The sequence below is a fragment of the Pedobacter sp. Hv1 genome (genome assembly GCF_001412215.1).
In the GTDB taxonomy this organism is placed as follows: domain Bacteria; phylum Bacteroidota; class Bacteroidia; order Sphingobacteriales; family Sphingobacteriaceae; genus Pedobacter.
The window spans coordinates 152,675-174,033 of record NZ_LLWP01000012.1 but is presented as its reverse complement, the minus strand read 5'-3'; the positions used below and the strand labels follow the sequence as shown (position 1 = coordinate 174,033).

At 37.0% G+C, this 21,359-nt stretch carries 19 protein-coding genes; 4 read left to right on the top strand and 15 right to left on the bottom strand.

Annotated features, from left to right (window positions below; all coding sequences use genetic code 11):
• Nucleotides 1-219: 219 nt before the first annotated feature.
• From AQF98_RS20945 to AQF98_RS20915, 7 genes are all read right to left on the bottom strand, one after another.
• On the bottom strand, nucleotides 220-660 hold the full coding sequence (locus AQF98_RS20945) for a hypothetical protein (RefSeq protein WP_055133923.1): 441 nt from the start codon (nucleotides 658-660) through the stop codon (nucleotides 220-222).
• Nucleotides 644-1,030 (bottom strand): hypothetical protein, encoded by a 387-nt coding sequence (locus tag AQF98_RS20940; protein WP_055133922.1) that lies wholly within the window; start codon nucleotides 1,028-1,030, stop codon nucleotides 644-646. Before AQF98_RS20940 ends, AQF98_RS20945 begins: the two co-directional genes overlap by 17 nt.
• Before the next feature lie 21 nt (nucleotides 1,031-1,051).
• Complete coding sequence (locus AQF98_RS20935) at nucleotides 1,052-1,318, bottom strand: YtxH domain-containing protein (protein ID WP_055133921.1); 267 nt, start codon at nucleotides 1,316-1,318, stop codon at nucleotides 1,052-1,054.
• Between the two features lie 78 nt (nucleotides 1,319-1,396).
• Nucleotides 1,397-2,449 carry an AI-2E family transporter gene (locus tag AQF98_RS20930; RefSeq protein ID WP_055133920.1) on the bottom strand — a complete coding sequence of 351 codons (1,053 nt, stop codon included), beginning with the start codon at nucleotides 2,447-2,449 and terminating at the stop codon, nucleotides 1,397-1,399.
• A 99-nt stretch (nucleotides 2,450-2,548) separates the two neighbouring features.
• Complete coding sequence (locus tag AQF98_RS20925; RefSeq protein WP_055133919.1) at nucleotides 2,549-3,973, bottom strand: sigma-54 dependent transcriptional regulator; 1,425 nt, start codon at nucleotides 3,971-3,973, stop codon at nucleotides 2,549-2,551.
• Between the two features lie 246 nt (nucleotides 3,974-4,219).
• Nucleotides 4,220-5,002, bottom strand: coding sequence for an enoyl-CoA hydratase/isomerase family protein (locus AQF98_RS20920; protein WP_055133991.1), 783 nt, complete (start codon nucleotides 5,000-5,002; stop codon nucleotides 4,220-4,222).
• A 4-nt stretch (nucleotides 5,003-5,006) separates the two neighbouring features.
• The gene (locus AQF98_RS20915) at nucleotides 5,007-5,426 is read right to left on the bottom strand and encodes a cobalamin B12-binding domain-containing protein (RefSeq protein WP_055133918.1); all 420 of its coding nucleotides are present in this window, start codon (nucleotides 5,424-5,426) and stop codon (nucleotides 5,007-5,009) included.
• Between the two features lie 122 nt (nucleotides 5,427-5,548).
• Between AQF98_RS20915 and AQF98_RS20910 the strand changes: the two genes are divergently transcribed.
• A complete protein-coding gene (locus AQF98_RS20910; RefSeq protein WP_055133917.1) occupies nucleotides 5,549-7,207 on the top strand; it encodes a glutamine--tRNA ligase/YqeY domain fusion protein in 1,659 nt (552 codons plus the stop codon).
• 184 nt (nucleotides 7,208-7,391) lie between these two features.
• Entirely contained in the window at nucleotides 7,392-7,904 is a 513-nt protein-coding gene (locus AQF98_RS20905) for a hypothetical protein (protein ID WP_055133916.1), read from the top strand.
• An 84-nt stretch (nucleotides 7,905-7,988) separates the two neighbouring features.
• On the opposite strand, the gene AQF98_RS20900 is transcribed toward AQF98_RS20905, so the two are convergent.
• Nucleotides 7,989-8,822 carry an N-acetylmuramoyl-L-alanine amidase gene (locus AQF98_RS20900; RefSeq protein ID WP_055133915.1) on the bottom strand — a complete coding sequence of 278 codons (834 nt, stop codon included), beginning with the start codon at nucleotides 8,820-8,822 and terminating at the stop codon, nucleotides 7,989-7,991.
• Nucleotides 8,823-8,931: 109 nt separating this feature from the next.
• Between AQF98_RS20900 and AQF98_RS20895 the strand changes: the two genes are divergently transcribed.
• Entirely contained in the window at nucleotides 8,932-10,605 is a 1,674-nt protein-coding gene (locus tag AQF98_RS20895; RefSeq protein WP_055133914.1) for a Zn-dependent hydrolase, read from the top strand.
• Nucleotides 10,606-10,860: 255 nt separating this feature from the next.
• Entirely contained in the window at nucleotides 10,861-13,305 is a 2,445-nt protein-coding gene (locus tag AQF98_RS20890; RefSeq protein WP_055133913.1) for an outer membrane beta-barrel family protein, read from the top strand.
• A gap of 103 nt (nucleotides 13,306-13,408) precedes the next feature.
• Here the strand turns inward: AQF98_RS20890 and AQF98_RS20885 are convergent, their stop codons facing one another.
• From AQF98_RS20885 to AQF98_RS20855, 7 genes are all read right to left on the bottom strand, one after another.
• Nucleotides 13,409-13,771 (bottom strand): response regulator, encoded by a 363-nt coding sequence (locus AQF98_RS20885; protein WP_055133912.1) that lies wholly within the window; start codon nucleotides 13,769-13,771, stop codon nucleotides 13,409-13,411.
• Between the two features lie 11 nt (nucleotides 13,772-13,782).
• On the bottom strand, nucleotides 13,783-14,346 hold the full coding sequence (locus AQF98_RS20880) for a chemotaxis protein CheB (protein WP_152969777.1): 564 nt from the start codon (nucleotides 14,344-14,346) through the stop codon (nucleotides 13,783-13,785).
• The gene (locus AQF98_RS20875) at nucleotides 14,343-15,170 is read right to left on the bottom strand and encodes a protein-glutamate O-methyltransferase CheR (protein ID WP_055133910.1); all 828 of its coding nucleotides are present in this window, start codon (nucleotides 15,168-15,170) and stop codon (nucleotides 14,343-14,345) included. Before AQF98_RS20875 ends, AQF98_RS20880 begins: the two co-directional genes overlap by 4 nt.
• A complete protein-coding gene (locus AQF98_RS20870) occupies nucleotides 15,170-15,544 on the bottom strand; it encodes a two-component system response regulator (protein ID WP_055133909.1) in 375 nt (124 codons plus the stop codon). Before AQF98_RS20870 ends, AQF98_RS20875 begins: the two co-directional genes overlap by 1 nt.
• 20 nt (nucleotides 15,545-15,564) lie before the next feature.
• Nucleotides 15,565-19,152, bottom strand: coding sequence for a response regulator (locus tag AQF98_RS20865; RefSeq protein WP_055133908.1), 3,588 nt, complete (start codon nucleotides 19,150-19,152; stop codon nucleotides 15,565-15,567).
• A gap of 22 nt (nucleotides 19,153-19,174) precedes the next feature.
• On the bottom strand, nucleotides 19,175-20,296 hold the full coding sequence (locus tag AQF98_RS20860; RefSeq protein ID WP_055133907.1) for a hybrid sensor histidine kinase/response regulator: 1,122 nt from the start codon (nucleotides 20,294-20,296) through the stop codon (nucleotides 19,175-19,177).
• Nucleotides 20,297-20,468: 172 nt separating this feature from the next.
• The gene (locus AQF98_RS20855) at nucleotides 20,469-21,311 is read right to left on the bottom strand and encodes a neutral zinc metallopeptidase (protein ID WP_055133906.1); all 843 of its coding nucleotides are present in this window, start codon (nucleotides 21,309-21,311) and stop codon (nucleotides 20,469-20,471) included.
• Nucleotides 21,312-21,359: the final 48 nt, after the last annotated feature.

The window sequence follows — 21,359 nt, the reverse complement described above, 5'->3', positions numbered from 1 at the left end:
AGCAAAATGAAAAACTCCACAGCAAATTCAAAGGCTACCCAAGTCAAATAATTAACCCTTAGTTGATTCTTGTTTTGGAAAAAAATTGTCTTTTTATACAGAGTCTGGGTACCTCTAACGACTGTTTGGTGTACGGCTTATGGAATATTTGCCAAGTACAGTATTTTTGAAATACTCGGCACATAAAAAAGGGAAATCTGATTAGATTTCCCTTTGTATTTAGTAAGTTTCGCTATCAGGCGGTATGCCATAATCAACAAAAGCGACTTCTTTCTTTTTGTCTTTTTTGTTGAAGAAAGATTTGACCATATTAAAGATCCCTGATAAACTTTCTGCATCTAAAGATTGGCCTACCTTACCAGAAACCAACGCACCAATAGCTTTGGTAATGATACCAGAGCCTCTAAAAATGGTTTTGTTCAATAGTAAAGGCAATACTACAGACATAATTTTGCTGCTAATATTGGTCTTTTCATCAAACTTTAAAAAACCACTTGGTGTAGCATACTTTTTAATTAGTCCGCCCAAGGTAAATTGCTGTACATAAGTTTTGGCATCAACCTTAAGCATTTCGCCCCTATGGGTATAATCAGTTTTTAACCTTTGTACCTCTGTATGCAGATCTGCTAATGTGCGTATGTTGTTATAGTTTCTTTTCATCGTCTTCGTCTTTATCTGCAACTTTATCAAAATACTTTCTGATAAAAAGGTTTACCAAAACCTTTTCTAGGTATTTATCTTTAGCTAAAAACACAATAATAGATAGCAATAAATAAATTGCCGCCACACATCCAAATCCTTTTACATTGCTGCCAAAAACAGTGGCTAAATATAAGGCTAAGGTAAATGAGGCAAACAAAAATGACAAGACAAAACAGATAATTACAGTAGTATTTGTAATCAGATCGGCAAATAGTTTAGCTCCCTTTTCTACAAAAGAAAGCTTCGTATACTCAATTCTAGTATCGATATACTCCTTGGCATCTAAAAAAATATCTTCGAGATCTTTTTCTTTATTTTCTTCCATCATTCATTATTGTATTTAAATCGCTCAAACGTTTTCTACTTCTGAAGAATACTCTTCTTCTACATCACGAAGTTTACTTTTAATAGAGTTCACTACCTTATCTTTTAAACTGCTTAAGTTGTCAATTTCATCTGCCGCTTTGTCACGGATCGAATCGCCAAAATCTTTTAAAGATTGACTTAATTTATCGCGGGTCTCGCTTCCTTTTTCTGGCGCAAACAACAACCCTAATGCTGCTCCTGCAGCTAAACCAGCTAATAGTCCTATTAATACTTTTGAATTATCGCTCATGATCTTAAATTTTTATGTTTAACAATATTGTTATTTCAAATATAGCATTGCTGATGTTATCCCGCTGTTAATCTTAAATTATAACTCTCCATGTTCATGAATTGTTTTAATTCTTTCCAATCTTTCGGATGCTTTTGAACTTGTTTCGTAAATTCTGATCAGCAGGAAAAAGTAGGATAATAACAATGGTCCAAACACCAGCCCCAATATACCAAATAAAGGTATACCAATAACTACGCCAATAACGGTAATTATAGGGTGAATATTTCCTACTTTTTTGGCAATCATAAATCTCAACACATTATCGATGTTGATAATGACCACAAAACCAAAGATTAACATGGCCCATCCGGCAAAGTTATTCCCATCTGCCAACTGCAACAAAGCAGCGGGCACAAACACCACTGGAGGGCCCAAAAGAGGTACTAAAGAGATAAATGTAGTAATTACCCCCCAAAATAAAGGATCATTATAGCCCAGCACATAAAATGCTAAACTAACCAACGAACCCTGAACCAGCGCAATAAAGCCTTGGCCTACCACATTTGCATAAGTAGTATTGCGCATTTCTTCTGCAAAACGGAAAGCATTCTGTTCTCTAAAAGGGGCATATTTAATCATTGCGTTTTCAAATGTTTCTCTTTCTACCAGCATAAAGTAGAGCAAAAAGTACATCAGCAATAAACCAAGTACAATATTAAACACACCCGAAATTAGGGAAGGAAATAAGCTTGCCGCCCAAGCACCAGCCTTTTTTAGTCCATCTTCTATAATGACATTGATATTCTCTGGAAATGTATAGAGGTGTTTAAATTTGTTTAAAAGGTTGGCAAAGTAGATTTGATCGTTTTTGAGTTCGGTAATTTTTTCAATAACCATGCTACTCAAAGCATAAAACGGAAGCACCAATACAATTAACGAAAGAAACAACAACAGTATCGCTGTTAAACGACGGTTCCAATTTTTAACCTCCGTTAAATAGATATAACCAGGGCGAAGAATGGTATATAAAACCAAGGTACTTAACAATGATCCAAAAATACCCATTAAAGAATAGGCAATAAGGCAGCCTAATGCTATAATGATAACAAGATTGATATTGTTGCGTTGTTTGTAGGTAAATATAGACATAGGGCGCTTTAGATGTATATATCTTTAAATAACAAAAGCTTCAAAAATGTTTGAGAAGCTTTTGTTTTATTTTAAATAAGATTGCCCGAAGGTGAACTCTTAATTATCTAAATCAATAGCTTTCATTTTATTGTAAAGTGTCTTCCTATCGATGTTTAAAATTTTAGCTGCCTTGGTCTTATTAAAATTTACTTCTCTTAACACATTTAAAATTGCCTCATATTCTGCTTCTAAAGCTGCATTTTTAAGGTCTCTTGGTTTATTAGAGTTTGCCGATCTAATGATAGAATTTTCTACTGCATTTTCTATTGCCGTAGCTTTGGCATAAGTAGAGATTTCTAAGGGCAGGGCTTTTAACTGAATTTCTTCATTTTCTGTCATCAAAGCCGCTCTTCTTACTACATTTTTAAGTTCACGCACATTTCCTGGCCAGTTGTAGGTTAAAAAGCATTCTTCAACCTCTGCAGAAAAACCTTGTACATTTCTGCTCAGTTCTTCATTAGCTACCAATAGAAATGTTTTGGCAAACACCATAATGTCTCTTCCTCTTTGGCTAATTGGTGGCAAATGGATCGAGAACTCGTTAAATCTGTGGTACAAATCTTCTCTGAATCTTCCCTTTTGGATTGAGTCGCCCAAATTTTCGTTGGTTGCCACAATAATCCTTACATCAAGGTCAATTTCTTTTGTACTGCCAATTCGTTTGATCTTTCTTTCTTGTACCGTTCTCAATAAAGCAGCTTGAATATCGTACGATAAATTTCCAACCTCATCTAAAAACAAGGTGCCGCCGTTTGCCATTTCAAAATGACCAATCTTAGTATATAAAGCTCCGGTAAAAGATCCTTTTTCATGTCCAAAAAATTCGCTACCCGCCAATTCTTTTGTCAATGATCCACAATCCATTGCCACAAATGGCCTATCTTTTCTAGGGCTATTTAAATGGATCGTTTTAGCAACCGATTCTTTACCTGTGCCGCTCTCGCCTGTTAAAATTACACTATAAGATGTTGGTGCCACTAGCATAATCTGTTTCATTAAATCTCTAGAGGCATTGCTTTGTCCTACAACAAATTCGCCAGTTTCTGCCTGTACGGGTTTTGTTGTTTTGTTCTTTTTGCTATCGGTATTTGAATCTTCAGAAACATTGGCATTTAAAGCAATCTGTGTTTCTATTGCTTTATTAATCGTATTTAAAATTTCATCTGGATATAAGGGCTTGGTAATATAATCATACGCTCCCAGTTTAATCAGCTCAACAGCCAATTTAATGTCCGAATATCCGGTGATAATAATTACACCTGTGCTTGGATAACTTTCTTTGATTTTGATGAGCATTTCTTTGCCATCTGTATCTTCTAAACGATAATCACATAACACTAAATCAAAACTTTGTTTAGAAAGATATTCCATTGCAGAGCTGCCACTTGTAGCGGTCTCTACACTAAAAGAGTTACGAGTTAAGAATTTCGATAATAGAAGCCCGATGTTAACCTCATCATCAACTATTAATATTTTTTTCATAGGATAATTTACTTGAAAGTAAAATAATAGCTAAATATAATTAAATATTTACTTTGGGAAATATTTTCTACACCTTTTTTTGAACAAAATAGCTCTTTGTTAACAAAATAAACTATGCATTAAATTATTTTCTGAGAAGTTAATCGTCACAACTTTCAGTTTTAAAATGATGGATTTATCCTAAGATGAAAAAAATGAGAAAATCGTGCCATTTTCTACACTAAAAGAAATGACACTGCCTATATTTTATTTTCCTTTGAAAGTAGCTTTTCGTTTTTCTAAAAAGGCATTGACACCTTCTTTAAAATCTTCGGTCTGAAAACAGTTGGCAAATTCTTCAATTTCTACTTCGAAACCATTTACACCTACTTTTAAGCCTGAGTTAACTGCTTTAATTGCGCTTGCAATTGCCAACGGTGCTCTTTGTTTAATTTTGGCTAAAATCTCTTCGGCTTTTGCAATTAATTCTGCTTGTGGTACCACTTCATTTACCAAACCAATTCTATAGGCCTTTTCTGCCGTAATCATATCGGCAGTGGTAATCATTTCTATGGCTCTGCCCTTACCTACCAACTGTGCTAAACGTTGCGTACCTCCATAACCCGGAATTAAGCCTAAGGTAACTTCTGGCAAGCCTAATTTTGCATTCTCACTCGCAATACGGATATGGCAGGCCATGGCTAGTTCTAAACCACCACCAAGTGCAAAGCCATTAATAGCAGCAACAACTGGTTTTGGGCAATTTTCTATGGCATCAAATACATTAATATGTCCACTTCTGGCCAATTCTTTCCCCTCTGCCAGGTTGTAGTTTTGAAACTCCGAAATATCAGCACCTGCAACAAAAGCCTTTTCTCCAGCTCCAGTTAACAAAACACCCCGCACCTCATCATTTTCTGCAGCAAAGGCAATGGCTGTAGCCAGTTCTGTTAAAACTTCTTTATTTAAGGCGTTTAGTTTTTGTTCTCTATTAATGGTAATGTAAAAGATGTTTTCTTTTACTTCTGCTTTAATTTGTTGATAGGTCATGATCTTAAAAATTTCTGTGTTCAACTACCCAATTCTCAATATACTCTACAATACTTGCCATAGGTGTTCCTGGCGGAAAAAGTCCTCCCACACCTATTTCTTGTAGCTTTTTCATATCCGCATCTGGAATAATTCCACCCCCTGTTAATAAAACATCGGTTAGCTTTTTCTCTTTCATCACGGCAATAATTTTTGGAAAAACTGTCATGTGCGCTCCAGATAAGATCGAAATCCCAATGGCATCAACATCTTCTTGTAAGGCTGTATTCACTACCATTTCTGGAGTTTGGCGTAGGCCCGTATAAATCACCTCCATTCCAGCATCTCTGAGCGAGGTTGCAATTACTTTTGCACCCCGATCATGCCCGTCCAAGCCCACTTTTGCTACTAAAACCCGAATGGGTCTGTTCAATGTTTTGTTCATATTTGATCTTGAAGTAGGGTGTAAATGTAAATAATTTAGCGCTTTTATTAATCAAACCATTAAAAACAACCTTAAAATACCCTTAATCTTCTTAACTTTGAGGTCTATAATCTATAATTTTTATGAGTGAAGAAAAATCATTGAACTTTATTGAAGAGCTAATAGAGCATGATTTAAGTAGTGGAAAGACGAAAACCTTGGTTACACGTTTTCCACCAGAGCCTAATGGATACCTACATATTGGCCATGCCAAAGCCATTTGCCTTAATTTTGGGTTAACCCAAAAATATGGCGGTTATACCAACCTACGTTTTGATGATACTAACCCAGTAACTGAAAAAACAGAATATGTAAATAGCCAGCAGGAAGATATTCATTGGTTAGGATTTGAATGGAAAAACGAATTGTATGCTTCTGATTATTTTGATCAGCTACATGGATTTGCTGTAAAGTTAATTGAAGACGGCCTTGCTTATGTAGACCATAGCACAGCCGAAGAAATAGCCACCCAAAAAGGAACGCCAACAGAACCTGGCAAGCCTAGTGCTTACAGAGACCGCAGCATTGCAGAGAATTTGGCTTTGTTTGCCAGCATGAAAAATGGTGAGTTTGCCGATGGTGTTTGTATCTTAAGAGCCAAAATTGACCTAAGCAGTTCTAACATGTTAATGCGTGATCCGATTATTTACCGCATTAAACATGCCCATCATCACCGTACAGGAAACACCTGGTGTATTTACCCGATGTACGATTTTGCACATGGACAAAGTGATAGTATCGAAAACATTACCCACTCTATCTGTACCTTAGAATATGTTTCGCACCGCGAACTGTACGATTGGTTTATTGAAAAGTTGGGCATTTTTCCTTCTAAACAATATGAATTTGCCCGTTTAAACTTGACTTATACCGTAATGAGCAAGCGCAAGCTGTTGCAATTGGTAAATGAAGGTTTTGTAAGCGGCTGGGACGATCCACGCATGCCTACTATTAGTGGATTGCGTAGAAGAGGTTATACTCCAGAAAGCATTAAAGAATTTTGCGAGCGTATTGGCATCGCCAAAAGAGAAAACTTGATTGAACTTGGCTTATTGGAGTTTTGTATCCGTGAAGACTTGAACAAAAGAGCAACCCGTGTAATGGCCGTTCTCGATCCAATCAAATTGATCATTACCAATTATCCGGCAGGAAAAGAGGAGATTTTAATTGGCGAGAATAATCCAGAAGCAGAAGATAAGGGCGGTAACCGTGAAATCCCTTTCAGCAACGAATTGTGGATTGAGCGTGAAGACTTTATGGAAGAACCTGCCAAAAAATGGTTTAGGCTAGCTCCTGGAGCCCTGGTAAGGTTAAAACATGCCTACATTGTAAAATGCGAAGATTTTAAGAAAGATGAAAACGGTAATGTTACCGAAATTCATTGTACCTATATTCCAGAATCTAAAAGTGGTGAGGATACCAGCGGCATTAATGTAAAAGGAACCATCCACTGGGTAAGTGCAGTACATGCACAAACTGCAGAAATCCGTTTATACGATCGCTTGTTCAGTGTAGAATCTCCAGACGGCGAAGAAGGCGATTTTAAAGAATACCTTAATCCAGCAAGTGTTGAGGTGATTAAAAATGCCTATATAGAGCCTTATTTAGCACAAGCAGAACAAGGTGTTGGTTATCAATTTATCCGTAAAGGTTATTTTGTAGTAGATCAAGATTCTAAACCTGGTCAATTGATTTTCAATAGAACGGTTTCTTTAAAAGAAGCTTGGAAGCCTAAGGCTTAAACAGTCTCAAGGTCAACTTAATCCTATCAGATCCTCTTCTTTTTTGAAGGGGATTTTTTGTTTGGCAAAGCGCTGTAAACGCTAGCTATAAGTGTTAGTACGTACATCAATATACCCATTAATGTGTATTACAAATTTAATTTGGTCGCTATAATTTTGGTGCTATAAATCAAATTAAACAAATATGAAATTAACAATTAAAAAATTGGTGGCCATTTTATTCCTAACTGGGGCAAGCATTTCCTCGTCATTTGCACAAGCTTATCAAAAAGGCGACAACATGCTTAATGTTGGTATTGGCTTAGGTGGTGGCTTTGGCACACCAATAGGCTTAAGCTTTGAGCACGGCTTTTCTGACAAGATTAGCGGAGGTGCTTATGCAGCATATGCTAGCAAAACCACACCTACTGGCTTCGGAGATTTTAAATACACTTATATCTTAACCGCAGCAAGAGCTTCTTATCACTTTGATTTTGGAGTAGAAAAACTAGATCCTTATTTGGGCGTCATTTTAGGTTATAATATTGCTTCTGCAAAATGGACTGGTAGTGGTGCGGTTCCGGCATCTAGTGCTGGTGGTTTTATCTATGGCGGTCATGCAGGTGCCCGTTATTACCTATCAAACTCGATCGGTATTTTTGCCGAAGCGGGTTATGGTGTGGGTAGCCTAAATGCTGGGTTAACTTTTAAATTTTAAACCTTAACGAATACAAAGATTCAGGTCATAAAAAAGCCCTTTTGTTTGAACGAAAGGGCTTTTATTGTAATGGAACAAAACTTGTTACATGTATTTCTTGTATAAATTAAACAAAATTAGCTTATCGCTATCTGTTAGTTTTGGGCTAAGGTCTGTGCCTACAAAATGGCGTTTAAATGCGGTAATTGCCGAGCCTAAGTTCTTGATATCATAGCCAATAATTCTTAAGGCCAAGGTGGTATCAAATTCTGCTGGTGGCATTTCCAAAACATCATCATACCACAACCCAAATCCTTTTTTGGCCAATGTTTTCCAAGGAAAATTATTAGGATCTGGTTTACGGCTTGGTGCAAAATCTGCGTGGCCAATAAAGTTTGCCGTAGGAATACCGTATTTCTTTTTTAAGGTAGCCAATAACGAACATAAGCTATTGATCTGGGCATCTGTCCAAACATCGGTTGTACCATTGTTATCCATTTCAATACCGATAGAACATGAGTTCATGTCTGTAACGCTGCCCCATTTACCTGCACCTGCATGTTGGGCCCTTAAATAATCATTTACCATCTGAAACACTTTACCATCTCTGCCTACCACATAATGTGCACTTACCGCTGTTCTGGTTAAGGTAAAAGTTTTTAAGGTTTGCTCGGTAGACTCTTGTGCTGTATGGTGGATGATCACATAATTTGGCTTACGGATACCCATATTTACCGTACCTACAAAATATTGTTCGTTGTTCAACGAATCGATGGTTTGCCCTTGAGGTGGGGTGGCCTTGATTGTTTTAGAAAAATCTTTTGCCATCTTTTTGTAGACCTTATCTGTAGCCGCATATTTATTCGTGCTACAGTTGGTTAAAAAGAGACCGCTGGCAAGCAATAGTGTGCCTTTTAGCATTAGTTTGTTTACAGACATGATTGATATTTAGAGATGAATATGAAATAGAAGCCGTGTATCTATCACATGCTTATATTTTTTGCTAATTTAGTGCATTGAAATTAGATGAAAAACAATTTTTAATCAAATGAGAAATTTAAGTAGAACGGGTGTTTTATTCCTTGGCTTTTCTATTACAGCATGTTTATTTGCTTGTAATAATCCTCAACAAAGCAACGATAAAAAAGAGAATACCAAAGCAAAAGATACGTTACAAGAATACGTTGACCAACGTTTAGCCATTTACGAGAAAGTAAAGCTAACCACCAACCTTAACCAGCTGACCCCAAGCGAAAGAAAAGTACTTCCTTTACTGATCCAAGCGGCAGCCATTATGGACGAACTATTCTGGAAACAAGCCTATCCGCAGCGTGACAGTTTGAAAAACACCATTAAAGATGAAAAAACCAAACAGTTTATAGATATCAATTACGGCCCTTGGGATAGGTTAAATGGCGATAAACCTTTTGTGGCTGGCATTGGTGCTAAACCTGAAGGTGGCTATTTTTATCCGGCAAATATGACCAAAGAAGCCTTAGAGAAATCTGATGTGAAGGATAAATTTGGTTTGTACTCGGTTATCAGAACAGAAAAAGACAAATTAATTTCGGTGCCTTACCATGTAGTATATGCTACAGAGTTGCAAAAAGCAAGCGCATTGCTTAAACAAGCGGCTTTGTTAACAGACGATGCTGGATTTAAAAAATACCTAAACCTTAGGGCAGACGCTTTGGTTAGCGATAATTATACCGCTAGCGATTATGCTTGGTTAGACATGAAAACCAATGGCTTGGATATCATTATTGGTCCAATAGAGAATTATGAAGACAAATTGTTCAATGCCCGTGCCTCTTTTGAATCTTATGTATTGGTAAAAGACAAAGAATGGAGCAAGCGATTGGCCAAATATGTAAGTATGTTGCCAGAACTACAAAAAGGCCTACCTGTGGCCCCAGCCTATAAAAAAGAGGTTCCGGGAACCGATTCTGAGTTAAATGCCTATGATGTGGTTTATTATGCAGGAGACTGTAATGCAGGCTCGAAAACAATTGCCGTAAACCTACCTAATGATGAGGTGATTCAACAGAAAAAAGGAACACGTCGTTCACAGCTTAAAAATGCAATGAAAGCTAAATTTGATAAGATTTTAGTGCCAATTGCCAAAGAATTGATCGACAAAGACCAACAACAGTACATTAAATTTGATGCTTTCTTTGCCAACGTAATGTTTCATGAAGTTGCCCATGGTTTAGGGATCAAAAACACCATTAATGGAAAAGGAACCGTTCGTTCTGCACTAAAAGAGCAATATTCGTGGTTAGAAGAAGGCAAGGCAGATATCTTAGGCTTATATATGGTAACTGGCCTCCTTAAAAAAGGCGAGCTTACTGGCGATATTAAAGATTACTACACCACCTTTATGGCTGGCATTTTACGTTCTGTACGTTTTGGGGCCTCAAGTGCACATGGCAAAGCTAATATGCAATGTTTTAATTATTTCAAAGAAAACGGTGCTTTTCAACGCACATCAAACGGTACCTATCGTGTAGATTTCGTAAAATTTGCAAAAGCGATGGATGGTTTAAGCAATGTCATCCTTACCTTACAAGGAAATGGCGACAGAGCTGCCGTAGAGAAAACCCAAAAAGAAAAAGGAATTATCCAAGCAGAATTACAAGCAGATTTAGATCGTTTAAGTAAAAAAGGCATCCCAGTTGATGTGATTTTTGAACAAGGTGTAGATGTTTTGGGAATGAAATAAAAAAATATTTCTTTTTTTAAAAGCCTGTATACATCAGTTATATAGGCTTTTTTGATTCTAAATATTTCTTTAAAAGAAAAAAGCACAAATTTCTTGTAACCTTTTTTATACTCCTATCGTCTATAAGACACAAACTAAAACAAAAGGCCTTTCGCCTTTAAACTAAATTTAAAATTTTTGGTAATGGAGAAAAATTTACGTGAAGACGTAATGGAATTTTTATGCCTTATTTTTTAACACAAACAAAACAAACATATGAGAACATTATACCTATTATCACTTACTTTACTTTGCCTGTTAACAGGGGGTGCAATTAATGCACAAGAAAAAACCGCTTCAATCATTATTAATGGATTGGTAACAGACGAACAAAACAAACCTGTAGACTACGCAACAGTTAGTCTTTTCAAAGCCTCAGATTCAGTGCTGGTAAAAACTGCATTGACAGACCCTAGTGGGAAATTTCAATTCCAAAATATCAATACAGGTACCTATTTCATCAAAACCAATATGATGGGTTATGTGGCCCACCGAACCAACCCTTTTAGCTTAACTGCAAGCAATTTAAACCATAACCTTGCAGACATTAAGCTGAAAGCCAATAGCAAAACATTAAATACCATTAGTGTTACGGCTACAAAACCACTAATAGAACGCAGAACAGATAAGTTGGTAATGAATGTAGAAAACAGCAGTATAGCTATTGGTACAACTGCACTAGAGCTTTTACAAAAGGCACCGGGTGTAACCGTAGACCAGAATGATAAAATTTCGATGCAAGGTAAGCAAGGGGTTTTAATTCTATTGGATGGAAAACAAACTTATATGAGCAGTGCCGATGTGGCCAATTTGTTGAGAAACATGCAAAGTGCACAAATTGAAACCATCGAATTGATTACCAACCCTTCGTCTAAGTACGATGCTTCTGGAAACTCTGGCATCATAAACATCAAAACCAAAAAGAGTAAAAGTGGAGGCACCAATGGTAGCATTAATGCCACGGCTGGTTATGGCAAACATTTTAGGGGCAGTACAGGTATTAACCTGAACCATAGAAATGAAAAACTAAATGTATTTGGGAACTACAATTATGGTCGAGTTGGAAGGGATAACCGTTTGGATATTGACCGTATATCAAACGGCACACCAGATACCTACTTTATGCAAACCGGCAACAATTACCGTAAAATGCAGAATAACAACTTTAAAGTTGGTGCAGATTTTTTCTTGAACAAGAACAACACCTTGGGTTTATTGATAAATGGTTACTCTAATAACGGATCTGAAACCTCAGATAACTTTACAAAAATCGGTAAATCTTTTCAACAGATAGATTCTTTATTGATTGCCAAAAATCTACAGACCAACAAATACAATAACATGGCCTATAACCTGAACTATAAATCGATATTGGATACCGCAGGCTCGGAGCTTTCGGTAGATGTAGATTATTCGAAATATAGTGGCAATGATGGTGCAGATTACATCAACGATTACAGATATGCCAATGGTAGCCCAATTCGTGCCATCAATTATACCAGAAATGCAACTCCTTCTAAAATAGACATCAAAGCTTTTAAAGTTGATTACAATGTTTCTTTGAGCAAAACCGTAAAATTAGAGGCGGGTGTAAAAAGCAGTTGGGTAAAAACTGATAACAATTTAAGAGCTGAAGAGCAGATCAATGGAAACTGGCAAAATGATGCTCGTAGAAGCAACCAATTTGTGTACGATGAAAATGTGAATGCTGCTTATGGAAACATCAATAAACAGTTTAAAAGCACTAGTGTACAAGTGGGTTTAAGGGTTGAACAAACCAACTCTACCGGAAACCTGATTACCACCAACAATGTGGTTAAAAGAAGCTATTGGGATTTCTTTCCAACCTTGTTTGTACAACAGACACTTTCAGAAAACAACCAAGTTGGGTTTTCTTATAGCCGAAGAATAGACAGACCGAGTTACGACGCTTTAAATCCATTTATTTATTATTTGGATCAATATACCTATAGCAAAGGAAATCCTTTCTTAAACCCACAGTATACCCATAATTTTGAGCTTTCATACACCTTCATGCAGAAATATCTATTGTCTGTAAACTACAGCCGTGTTAACGATGTAATTGCAGAAGTGATTTTACCTGATGAAGCACAAAAAGCCCTATATCAAACCAATGCCAATATTGCAAAAAATGTAAGTTATGGCGCCAATTTGAATGTGCCGGTTAAAATTGCCAAATGGTGGGAAATGAACAACAACCTGAATGTTTTTTACCTCAGTTTTGAAGCCCCAGATTTAGGGGGAAAAGCCTTAAAAACAGGAAAAACATCCTTCCAGTTTAAATCGCAGCAGAGCTTCACCATTGCACCAGGCTTTATGGGAGAGTTAAGCGGAAGTTATGAATCGCCACTAGATTATGGTTCATTGCGCTTGAAATCTCGTTCTTATATTGATATGGGCTTAAGTAAATCGTTACTCAATAAAAAAGCAAGCATAAAGGTAGCGGTAAGTGATGTATTTAACATTAACGAAACCAATCTGAGCAGTGCATACCCTGGATTGAGATACGATGTTTATCAGAAAAACGATACCAGAATAGCAAGAGTGAGTTTCACTTATCGTTTCGGAAAAAATGAAATCAAACCTGCTCGTCGCCGTTCAACAGGAACAGAAGCAGAACAGGGAAGAATGAAGAACTAGGTTAGTAAATCCTCATTTCACAACGCAATAGCGGAGCGGGAAATCAAACAACAAACATACATTTGGAAGATTTCTCGCTCGAAATGAAGGGTAAAATTAAGGCTTACTTGTGGATATGGTTACTCACCATTTCTTCCAATTCTTTAATATCAAATGGTTTGGCCAAATAATTATCTGCCCCAGCCTTTTCTGCCAAGCTACTCACATCGTTATTTGCCGAGAAATAGATTACAGGAATATGTTTAAGCTCCGGATGGCTTTTAAGTTCTTGCGTAGCTTCAATGCCCCCCACATCTGGTAGCCAATTGTCCATAAAAATAATATCTGGCATATAGGCCGAAACCTGATCAACTATGGCGTTGGAGGTGGCAGAGGTTTTGATCTCGTAACCAGCGTCTTCTAGAATTAGGGTACATAATTCTAATATATCCGTGTTGTCATCAAAAATAAATACTTTTTTGTTCATTTCTTGAGCATTTAACTTAGTGCATTGATATAGGCTGCCATTTCTTCTATTCGGAGAACTCGATCTACATTTGCTCTCTCTATAGCTTGTGCAGGCATATAATCTACTTGTGCAGAAGAAGGGTCTTGTACGGCAATTTCTCCTCCATAATTTTTTACCGTGATCAATCCATTTACGCCATCGGCATTAGAGCCAGAAAGCAATAGACAAACCAGTTTATTGGTATACACTTCTGCTGCCGATTGAAAAGTAACATCAATAGAAGGTCTTGAATAATTTACCTTTTCAGAATAGTCAAAGGAAAAGGTAAAATCTTTTTCAATTAACAAATGATAATCTGAAGGTACTACATACACTGTTCTAGGTAAGATCAATTCTTTTTCTTCAATTTCTTTAACCCGTAATTGAGTTTTTGAAGAGAGCAGATCGGATAATAAAGAATCTGTTCCTTGTTTACGGTGTACCACAATAATAATTGGAAAAGCAATTTCGATATCAATAGCAGGCAATACTTTTAAAAGTACGTCTAAACTTCCAGCCGAGCCTCCTATAATAAATGCTTTACATCCTTTCATGATTGTATTTTTCTCCAGATTTTTTCTGTTTCTAATCTTTTGTAACGTTTACTTATCGGAGAGAAGTCTGTGGTTTCTTTAGATCCCAAAGCGAGGTATCCTAAGTTGTCCAGACTATTGTCAAACAACTGCAGCACTTTAAACTGTAGCTCTCTATCAAAATAGATTAACACATTACGACATAAAATTAACTGAAACTCATTAAAAGAGTAGTCAGAAACTAAATTATGTGTAGAAAAAATCATTTTTTCCTTTAAATCGTTATCAAATTTTGCCAAAGAATAGTTTGCAGCATAATAAGAAGAAAAATCTTTGATCCCGCCAGATGCGATATAGTTTTCTGAATATTGTTTCATTTGACTGATAGGGAACATGCCTTGCGCTGCTTTTTCTAATACGGTTGGGTTGATATCGGTAGCATAAATTAGCGATTTATTCAATAAGTTCAGCTCTTTTAAAACAATAGCCATCGAATAAGCTTCTTCACCCGTAGAACAACCTGCCAGCCAAATTCTAATAAAAGGATAAGTACCCAAATTTGGCAGCACTTTATCTCTAAGGGCTTTATAAAACCCAGGATCGCGGAACATTTCGGTTACATTTACCGTAATTTGCTCTACAAATCGTTTAAAATAAAGGCTATCATTATTTATTTTGTACCTAAACTCGGCAAAACTTACTTGTTTATCTAATCCGAACAAGCGTAGCAGTCTTCTTTTTAATGAAGCCCTAGAGTAGCCTGTAAAATCATAACCATATTGCTCTAAAACATCGTTGATTAAGATTTCAACTTGTTCGTCGTTTATCGTAGCTGAATTGGGCACTAGAGGTAATTGTTTAATTGTGCTACCAACTCATCTACATTTACGGGTTTAGAAACATAGCCTACTGCTCCTGCTTCCAAACAACGTTCTTTATCGCCAACCATGGCCTGTGCAGTAACTGCAATTACGGGTACCGTTTTCAGTTCGGGGTGGGCTTTCATTTGTGTCATAGCCTGGTAGCCATCCATATCTGGCATCATCATATCCATCAGCACTACCGCTACATCTTTATCGTTCGCTAAAATATCAAACCCTTGTTTGGCACTATTGGCGGCTAAACAATTGTATTTTTTGGCTTTCAATACTGCTTTTAAAGCAAATATGTTCCTGCTATCGTCGTCTATGATTAATATTTTCTTTGTTTTAACTTCCATAAATCTTTAAAACAATTTTCTTAAACTTTATCGTATAACCAAACTCTTAACAATGAAACCAATTGGTCAACATCTACTGGTTTAGAAATATAGTCTGATGCACCAGCAGCGATACATTTTTCTCTATCTCCCATCATTGCCTTTGCAGTAACAGCTAAAATTGGCAATTGTTTGTAGGGCTGCATTGCTCTTATGGCTCTGGTGGTTTCGTAACCATCTAGTTCTGGCATCATCATATCCATTAACACCACATCAACTTTTGGGTTTTCGCTTAAAACCTTTAAAGCATCTTTACCATCGGTTGCCGGCAGCACCTTCATCTGGTGTTGCTCTAATGCTTTGGTTAACGAAAAGATATTGCGCACATCATCATCTGCAATGAGCACCACTTTGTTTTTTAATACTTCGTTTAGCCCTCCTAAATTATCTCTTACCAATGCTTTGGGTTGTTTCCCTTTTTCTTCTACCAAATGTAAAAACAGCCCCGCTTCATCCAGAATACGTTGGTAAGAATGGGCGGTTTTTAGCACAATCGAATCTGCATATTGTTTAATGCGGGTTTCTTCTCCTTTTGACAAGCTTTTACCCGTAAAAATGATAATTGGCAAGTTTTCTAAGCCATCACTTTTCTTGATGGTTTCTAAAGTATCATAAGCCACTTTATCAGGTACCCCCATGTCTAAAATTACGCAATCTATTTCTTTTTTCTTAAGTGCTTCAATGCTTTCTTCTACGTTGCCCACTACTAAGGTATGAATGTTGGAGTTACTCAAAAAATAGCTCAATGCTTTGGCATGTTGTTGGTTTTCTTCAACAATCAGTACTTTTTTAGGATGCCTGCTTAAAGCATCTTCCAATTTTTCGAAGATCTGTTTCATGTGTTCTAAGGCAACAGGCTTGTCAATAAAGTCTACTGCTCCTTTTAACAAGCTTTCTCTTTTTACCGAAAGCGACGACATGATGTGTACCGGGATTGGCCTAGTATGTGGGTTAGATTTGAGCTCTTCCATTACCTGCCACCCATCTTTAATTGGCAGTTGAATGTCTAACAAAATGGCCAATGGATTATAGCGATTGGCCAGTTCTATACCTACATCTCCACGTACAGCAACAATTCCTTTGTAATTACGCTTGCGTGTAAACTCTAGCAGCATTTTGGCAAAAATGGTATCATCTTCAATAATCAAGATCACTTTATCTTCTGCTTTTATACTTGCTCTATCGTCTTCTACATCGCCCGGAATATGTTCAACCGTAAAACGTTCTGCTATAGGCGGAAATAATTCAACATAATGGCTGCTTGTTTCAATATTGGTTAACTGCTCTTCTAAAAAAGCTTCATTTTCGGTAAAATTGATCGGGATGGTTAATGAAAATTCACTTCCTACATTTTCCTCACTTTCTAAGCTAATGTTACCACCTAACAGCTTGGCCAGTTCTTTACTGATGGATAAGCCTAAGCCTGTACCTCCAAACCTACGTCTGGTTGAGCCATCTGCCTGTTGGAAAGCTTCGAATACCAGATTTACTTTTTCTTGAGCAATACCAATACCTGTATCCTTCACTTTAAATGTTAAGGTATTGTACTTTTGGTCTGTTGATAGCAATAGGCTTACCTTGCCTTGAGCAGTAAACTTAAACGCATTAGACAATAGGTTTTTCAATACCTGCTCCAATCTCATTTTATCTGTGCTAATGTGGGCAGGGATATCTTTAGCGGTAACCACTACCAGTTCCAGTCCTTTGTCTTTGGCAATAGGTTTAAATAAAGATTGCATATCTGCAATTACTTCATCAACCATTACATCGGCAATTTCTAAGCTCATTTTACCTGCTTCAATTTTAGAAAGGTCTAAAATCTCATCGATCAGACTTAATAAACCCTGACCAGAACTTTGAATAACCGAGGCGTACTCTGTATATTCTTTATCCAATTCTTCATTATCGGCCATTAATTTAGACAACAACAAAATTGAATTTAATGGCGTTCTCAGCTCATGGCTCATATTGGCCAAAAACTCCGATTTGTATTTGGTGCTTTGTGCCAGCTGCTCTGCTTTTTGCTGGATATCTATATTTCGTTCTTGAATAAGCAGGTTCTTTTCTTCTAATGAACTGGTACGCTCTTCTAGCTCTTGGTTGCTCTGTAACAGTTCTTCTTGCTGTACCCTAAGCTCTTCTTCAGAGGCTTGTATTTTTTGGGTTTGTGCTTCAAGTTCTGCATTTAGCCCTTCGAGTTCGCTGTGTTGTGCCTGCAATTCTTCGGCTTGGGCTTGGGTTTCTTCTAAAAATTCTTGAAGTTTTTTACGGTTTTGTGCTACATGGATTGCAATACCGATATTGTTCGAAATGCTATTTAAAAAGTCTAACTTTCGAGGTGTATAAACATTCAGAGAAGCCAGTTCAATTACTCCTATCATAAATCCATCTCTATGTATTGGAAATGCAACTACATTTTTTGGTTTGGTTTGCCCTGTAGCATAGCTGATAGTACCCTCACCTTCTGGGATCTGATCCAATACAATCATTTTATCCGATTGTAGGCATTGCCCAATCAACCCTTCTCCATTGGCTATTTTATGGCTTTTCTCATTTGCTGTAAGTGCGTATCCGCCGGTGAGGTAAAGGTTCCTGTCTTCTTCTAAAATATACAGTGCAGCTACATGGCTCTTGGTATGGGCTACAATATGTTCTAACATATCATTAGCTAATATTTTAATCTCCTTCTCTCCAACCATTTGGTCGTTGAGTTTAGCGATACCCGATTGGAGCCATTCTTTATCTTCTAATAAACTGAATGAATACTGCAGCGATTCTGCCATTGCATTTAACGACCCCGATAAGCTTCCTAAGCCATCTTTTTGTACTTCATCAAGCCTAACCTTATAATCTCCACTAGAAATCTGACGGGCAATTCCTTGGATCAGCTCAATTCTACGAGCGGTATCTGTATTGATGTCTTCTAGTTTTTGTTGCAACTTAACCCGTTCATCAAAATCAAAGGTTACTTTTCTATAAAAGAAAATGGTAATTAATAAAGAGAGCACCGCAGCTATAATAATTAATACTGGTGTATATTCAGAAAGGGTATTCAGCTCTGCAGTACGAACACCTAACAAGCGTTTCTCTTCATTCTGCATATCTTTAATGGTTAGCCTGATCTTATCCATGTACACTTTACCATCTAAAAGAACAGATTCAGCTACCTTACCATTTTTCATTTTAACCTCAATGGTGTTATCGATAATGACCAACCTATTATCTAGTATCTCTTTGAGTTCTTCTAGTTTACGTTGTTGATAAGGATTATCTTTCGTTTGCTCTTTTAACACAACATATAAAGCATTAACTTTTTCTCTTGCGCCAATATAGGGTTCTAAAAACACCTTATTCCCGGTTAAAAGGTAGCCTCTTTGTCCAGTTTCTGCATCTTTTAAGGTAGAGATGGTATTGTCTAAATTGCTCATTACGATATTGCTATGGGCAACTAGTTTTCCGCTATCAATTAAATTATTGATACTGATATAGGAGGCGAGCGAACTGATAATCAAAATGATTAATGATAAACCTAAGCCTAAGCGCAGGTTACTTTTTAGGGATAATTTCATTAAGGGGTAATTTTTTAAATCATTAAACTTCAGTTTTTAAACCTATAGGCATCAGGAAATAAAATTCTGAGCCTTCTCCATAAACACTGTTTACACCAATCTCTCCTCCATGTCTTTTAATAATTTCGGCAGAAATATAGAGGCCAATTCCCAAGCCTTGGAAACGTTGGGAAGTTTCTTCTACACGGTAAAATTTATCAAAAACATGGTTCAATTGCTCTGGCAACATGCCTATTCCATAATCTTTAACAGCGATGTGAAGTTGGTCATGCTCTACTTTTACGGTAAGCTCAATTTCGCTAGTACCAGGAGAGTATTTGATGGCATTGGTTAGGAAATTAACAATTACCTGCTCTATACGCATTTCATCGCCATATATCTCACAATTTGCCAATCCATTTTTATGGATTTTAAATTCTGGATTAGATTGATGCATTACCTCAATTACGTTATCTAACAGACAATCTATGGCGAAGTTTTGCTCGTTGAACTTGAGCTTTCCACTTTCTATTTTAGAGATATCCAACAAATCTGCTATGAGGCTATTTAGTTTTTCCAGCTGCATTTGTGCCTTCCCTAAATGTTTTTTTACAGTTTCGGTATCTCCTTTATTGATACTTCTTTCTAAGAGTTGTACATAGCCCTTTACACTGGTTAAAGGGGTTTTTAATTCGTGACTTGCAATGCTGATAAACTCATCCTTTTTACGCTCTGCTTCTTTTCGAAATTCAATTTCTGCAAGCAATGTGGTTTGCATTTCATTGAGCTTTCTATTCTGCTCATAAATGCGGTAGAATGTTTTAACCTTGAGCAATAAAATATTCATATCAACAGGCTTGGTAATATAATCCAACCCTCCTGATGAATACCCTTTTGCAATAAACTTAAATTCGGTATTGGCTGCGGATAAGAAGATGATCGCAGTTTCTTTAGCTTTGCTGTATCCTGAAATGGCTTCTGCTACTTCAAAACCATCCATGCCCGGCATTTGTACATCCAGTATAATTAATACATAAGAGTTTTTTAATACCTTTTTTAAAGCCTCTTCACCTGAAGCTGCTGTATCTACCTCAAAATTGTGTTTTTCGAGTACCTTTTTTAAAGAAATCAGGTTCTCTGGCGTATCATCTACAATAAGGATCATTCCCAAAAATAGTTAAAGCTTGGCTACATTTATCATTTAGTTTATAGGTAATTCTAGGTAAGGAAATCGCTATAAGAAATGAGAACAAATGGAGATGGGAATTGTTTTACAAAGCAAAACAAAAATTGCGCTTTATAAATATATGTTACGACAAATGATTTTTTAACCTTACCTATAGCTTTTTGGCATTAAAGGTATCTCCTTGTTTAATATCTCCTGTCTCGAAACCTTTCTTAAACCAGTACATTCTTTGGGCTGAAGTGCCATGCGTAAATGCATCAGGTACAACTTCTCCCTGTGCCTGTTTTTGCAATTTGTCATCACCAATGGCATTGGCCGCATTTAGGGCTTCATCTATATCACCCGCATCAAGCCTAAAATCTTTTAAGTTCTGGGCATGGTTGGCCCAAAGGCCCGCATAAAAATCAGCTTGCAACTCGAGCATTACAGATAAACGATTGTATTCTACTTCGCTTAATCGGCTGCGAGCTGCTTGCATTTTTTCTGATGTACCCAATAAATTTTGTACGTGGTGCCCCACTTCGTGCGCAATGACATAAGCTTGCGCAAAATCGCCGGCAGCACCAAAACGGTCTTTAAGTTCTGCGTAAAAAGAAAGGTCGATGTAAACTTTATGGTCGCCAGGACAATAGAATGGGCCCACCGCAGCACTTGCATTGCCACAGGCAGATTGAACTGCACCTGTAAACAATCTTAATTTTGGCTGTTCATATTGCAGGCCTAATGCTCTAAACTGCGCATCCCAAACTTGTTCTGTAGATTCTAATACACCTGATACAAATTGGGCTTGTGGATCGTTAGCTGGTACTCCATTTTTAACAGGGCCTTGCTCAACGGCAGGCATTTGGTCTACTAATCCGGTTAAGTCTTTGCCAAAAAATAAACCAACAATAACAATGATAATCCCAATACCACCACCAAAGGCAACTCTACCGCCACCACCTCCGCCTCTACCATCTTCTACGTTATTACTTCCTTTTCCGAACCACTGCATAATTTTTAGTTTTATTTTTTAAACTTGGAAAGACAATTCTTATACCAA

Bases quoted from the DNA above. Each gene is read 5' to 3' on its own strand.
- AQF98_RS20945 (WP_055133923.1), bottom strand. From the start codon at position 660: ATGAAAAGAAACTATAACAACATACGCACATTAGCAGATCTGCATACA.
- AQF98_RS20895 (WP_055133914.1), top strand. From the start codon at position 8,932: ATGAGAAATTTAAGTAGAACGGGTGTTTTATTCCTTGGCTTTTCTATT.
- AQF98_RS20890 (WP_055133913.1), top strand. From the start codon at position 10,861: ATGAGAACATTATACCTATTATCACTTACTTTACTTTGCCTGTTAACA.
- AQF98_RS20905 (WP_055133916.1), top strand. From the start codon at position 7,392: ATGAAATTAACAATTAAAAAATTGGTGGCCATTTTATTCCTAACTGGG.
- AQF98_RS20920 (WP_055133991.1), bottom strand. From the start codon at position 5,002: ATGACCTATCAACAAATTAAAGCAGAAGTAAAAGAAAACATCTTTTAC.
- AQF98_RS20885 (WP_055133912.1), bottom strand. From the start codon at position 13,771: ATGAACAAAAAAGTATTTATTTTTGATGACAACACGGATATATTAGAA.
- AQF98_RS20855 (WP_055133906.1), bottom strand. From the start codon at position 21,311: ATGCAGTGGTTCGGAAAAGGAAGTAATAACGTAGAAGATGGTAGAGGC.
- AQF98_RS20915 (WP_055133918.1), bottom strand. From the start codon at position 5,426: ATGAACAAAACATTGAACAGACCCATTCGGGTTTTAGTAGCAAAAGTG.
- AQF98_RS20940 (WP_055133922.1), bottom strand. From the start codon at position 1,030: ATGATGGAAGAAAATAAAGAAAAAGATCTCGAAGATATTTTTTTAGAT.
- AQF98_RS20880 (WP_152969777.1), bottom strand. From the start codon at position 14,346: ATGAAAGGATGTAAAGCATTTATTATAGGAGGCTCGGCTGGAAGTTTA.
- AQF98_RS20910 (WP_055133917.1), top strand. From the start codon at position 5,549: ATGAGTGAAGAAAAATCATTGAACTTTATTGAAGAGCTAATAGAGCAT.
- AQF98_RS20930 (WP_055133920.1), bottom strand. From the start codon at position 2,449: ATGTCTATATTTACCTACAAACAACGCAACAATATCAATCTTGTTATC.
- AQF98_RS20935 (WP_055133921.1), bottom strand. From the start codon at position 1,318: ATGAGCGATAATTCAAAAGTATTAATAGGACTATTAGCTGGTTTAGCT.
- AQF98_RS20860 (WP_055133907.1), bottom strand. From the start codon at position 20,296: ATGATCCTTATTGTAGATGATACGCCAGAGAACCTGATTTCTTTAAAA.
- AQF98_RS20900 (WP_055133915.1), bottom strand. From the start codon at position 8,822: ATGTCTGTAAACAAACTAATGCTAAAAGGCACACTATTGCTTGCCAGC.
- AQF98_RS20865 (WP_055133908.1), bottom strand. From the start codon at position 19,152: ATGAAATTATCCCTAAAAAGTAACCTGCGCTTAGGCTTAGGTTTATCA.
- AQF98_RS20925 (WP_055133919.1), bottom strand. From the start codon at position 3,973: ATGAAAAAAATATTAATAGTTGATGATGAGGTTAACATCGGGCTTCTA.
- AQF98_RS20870 (WP_055133909.1), bottom strand. From the start codon at position 15,544: ATGGAAGTTAAAACAAAGAAAATATTAATCATAGACGACGATAGCAGG.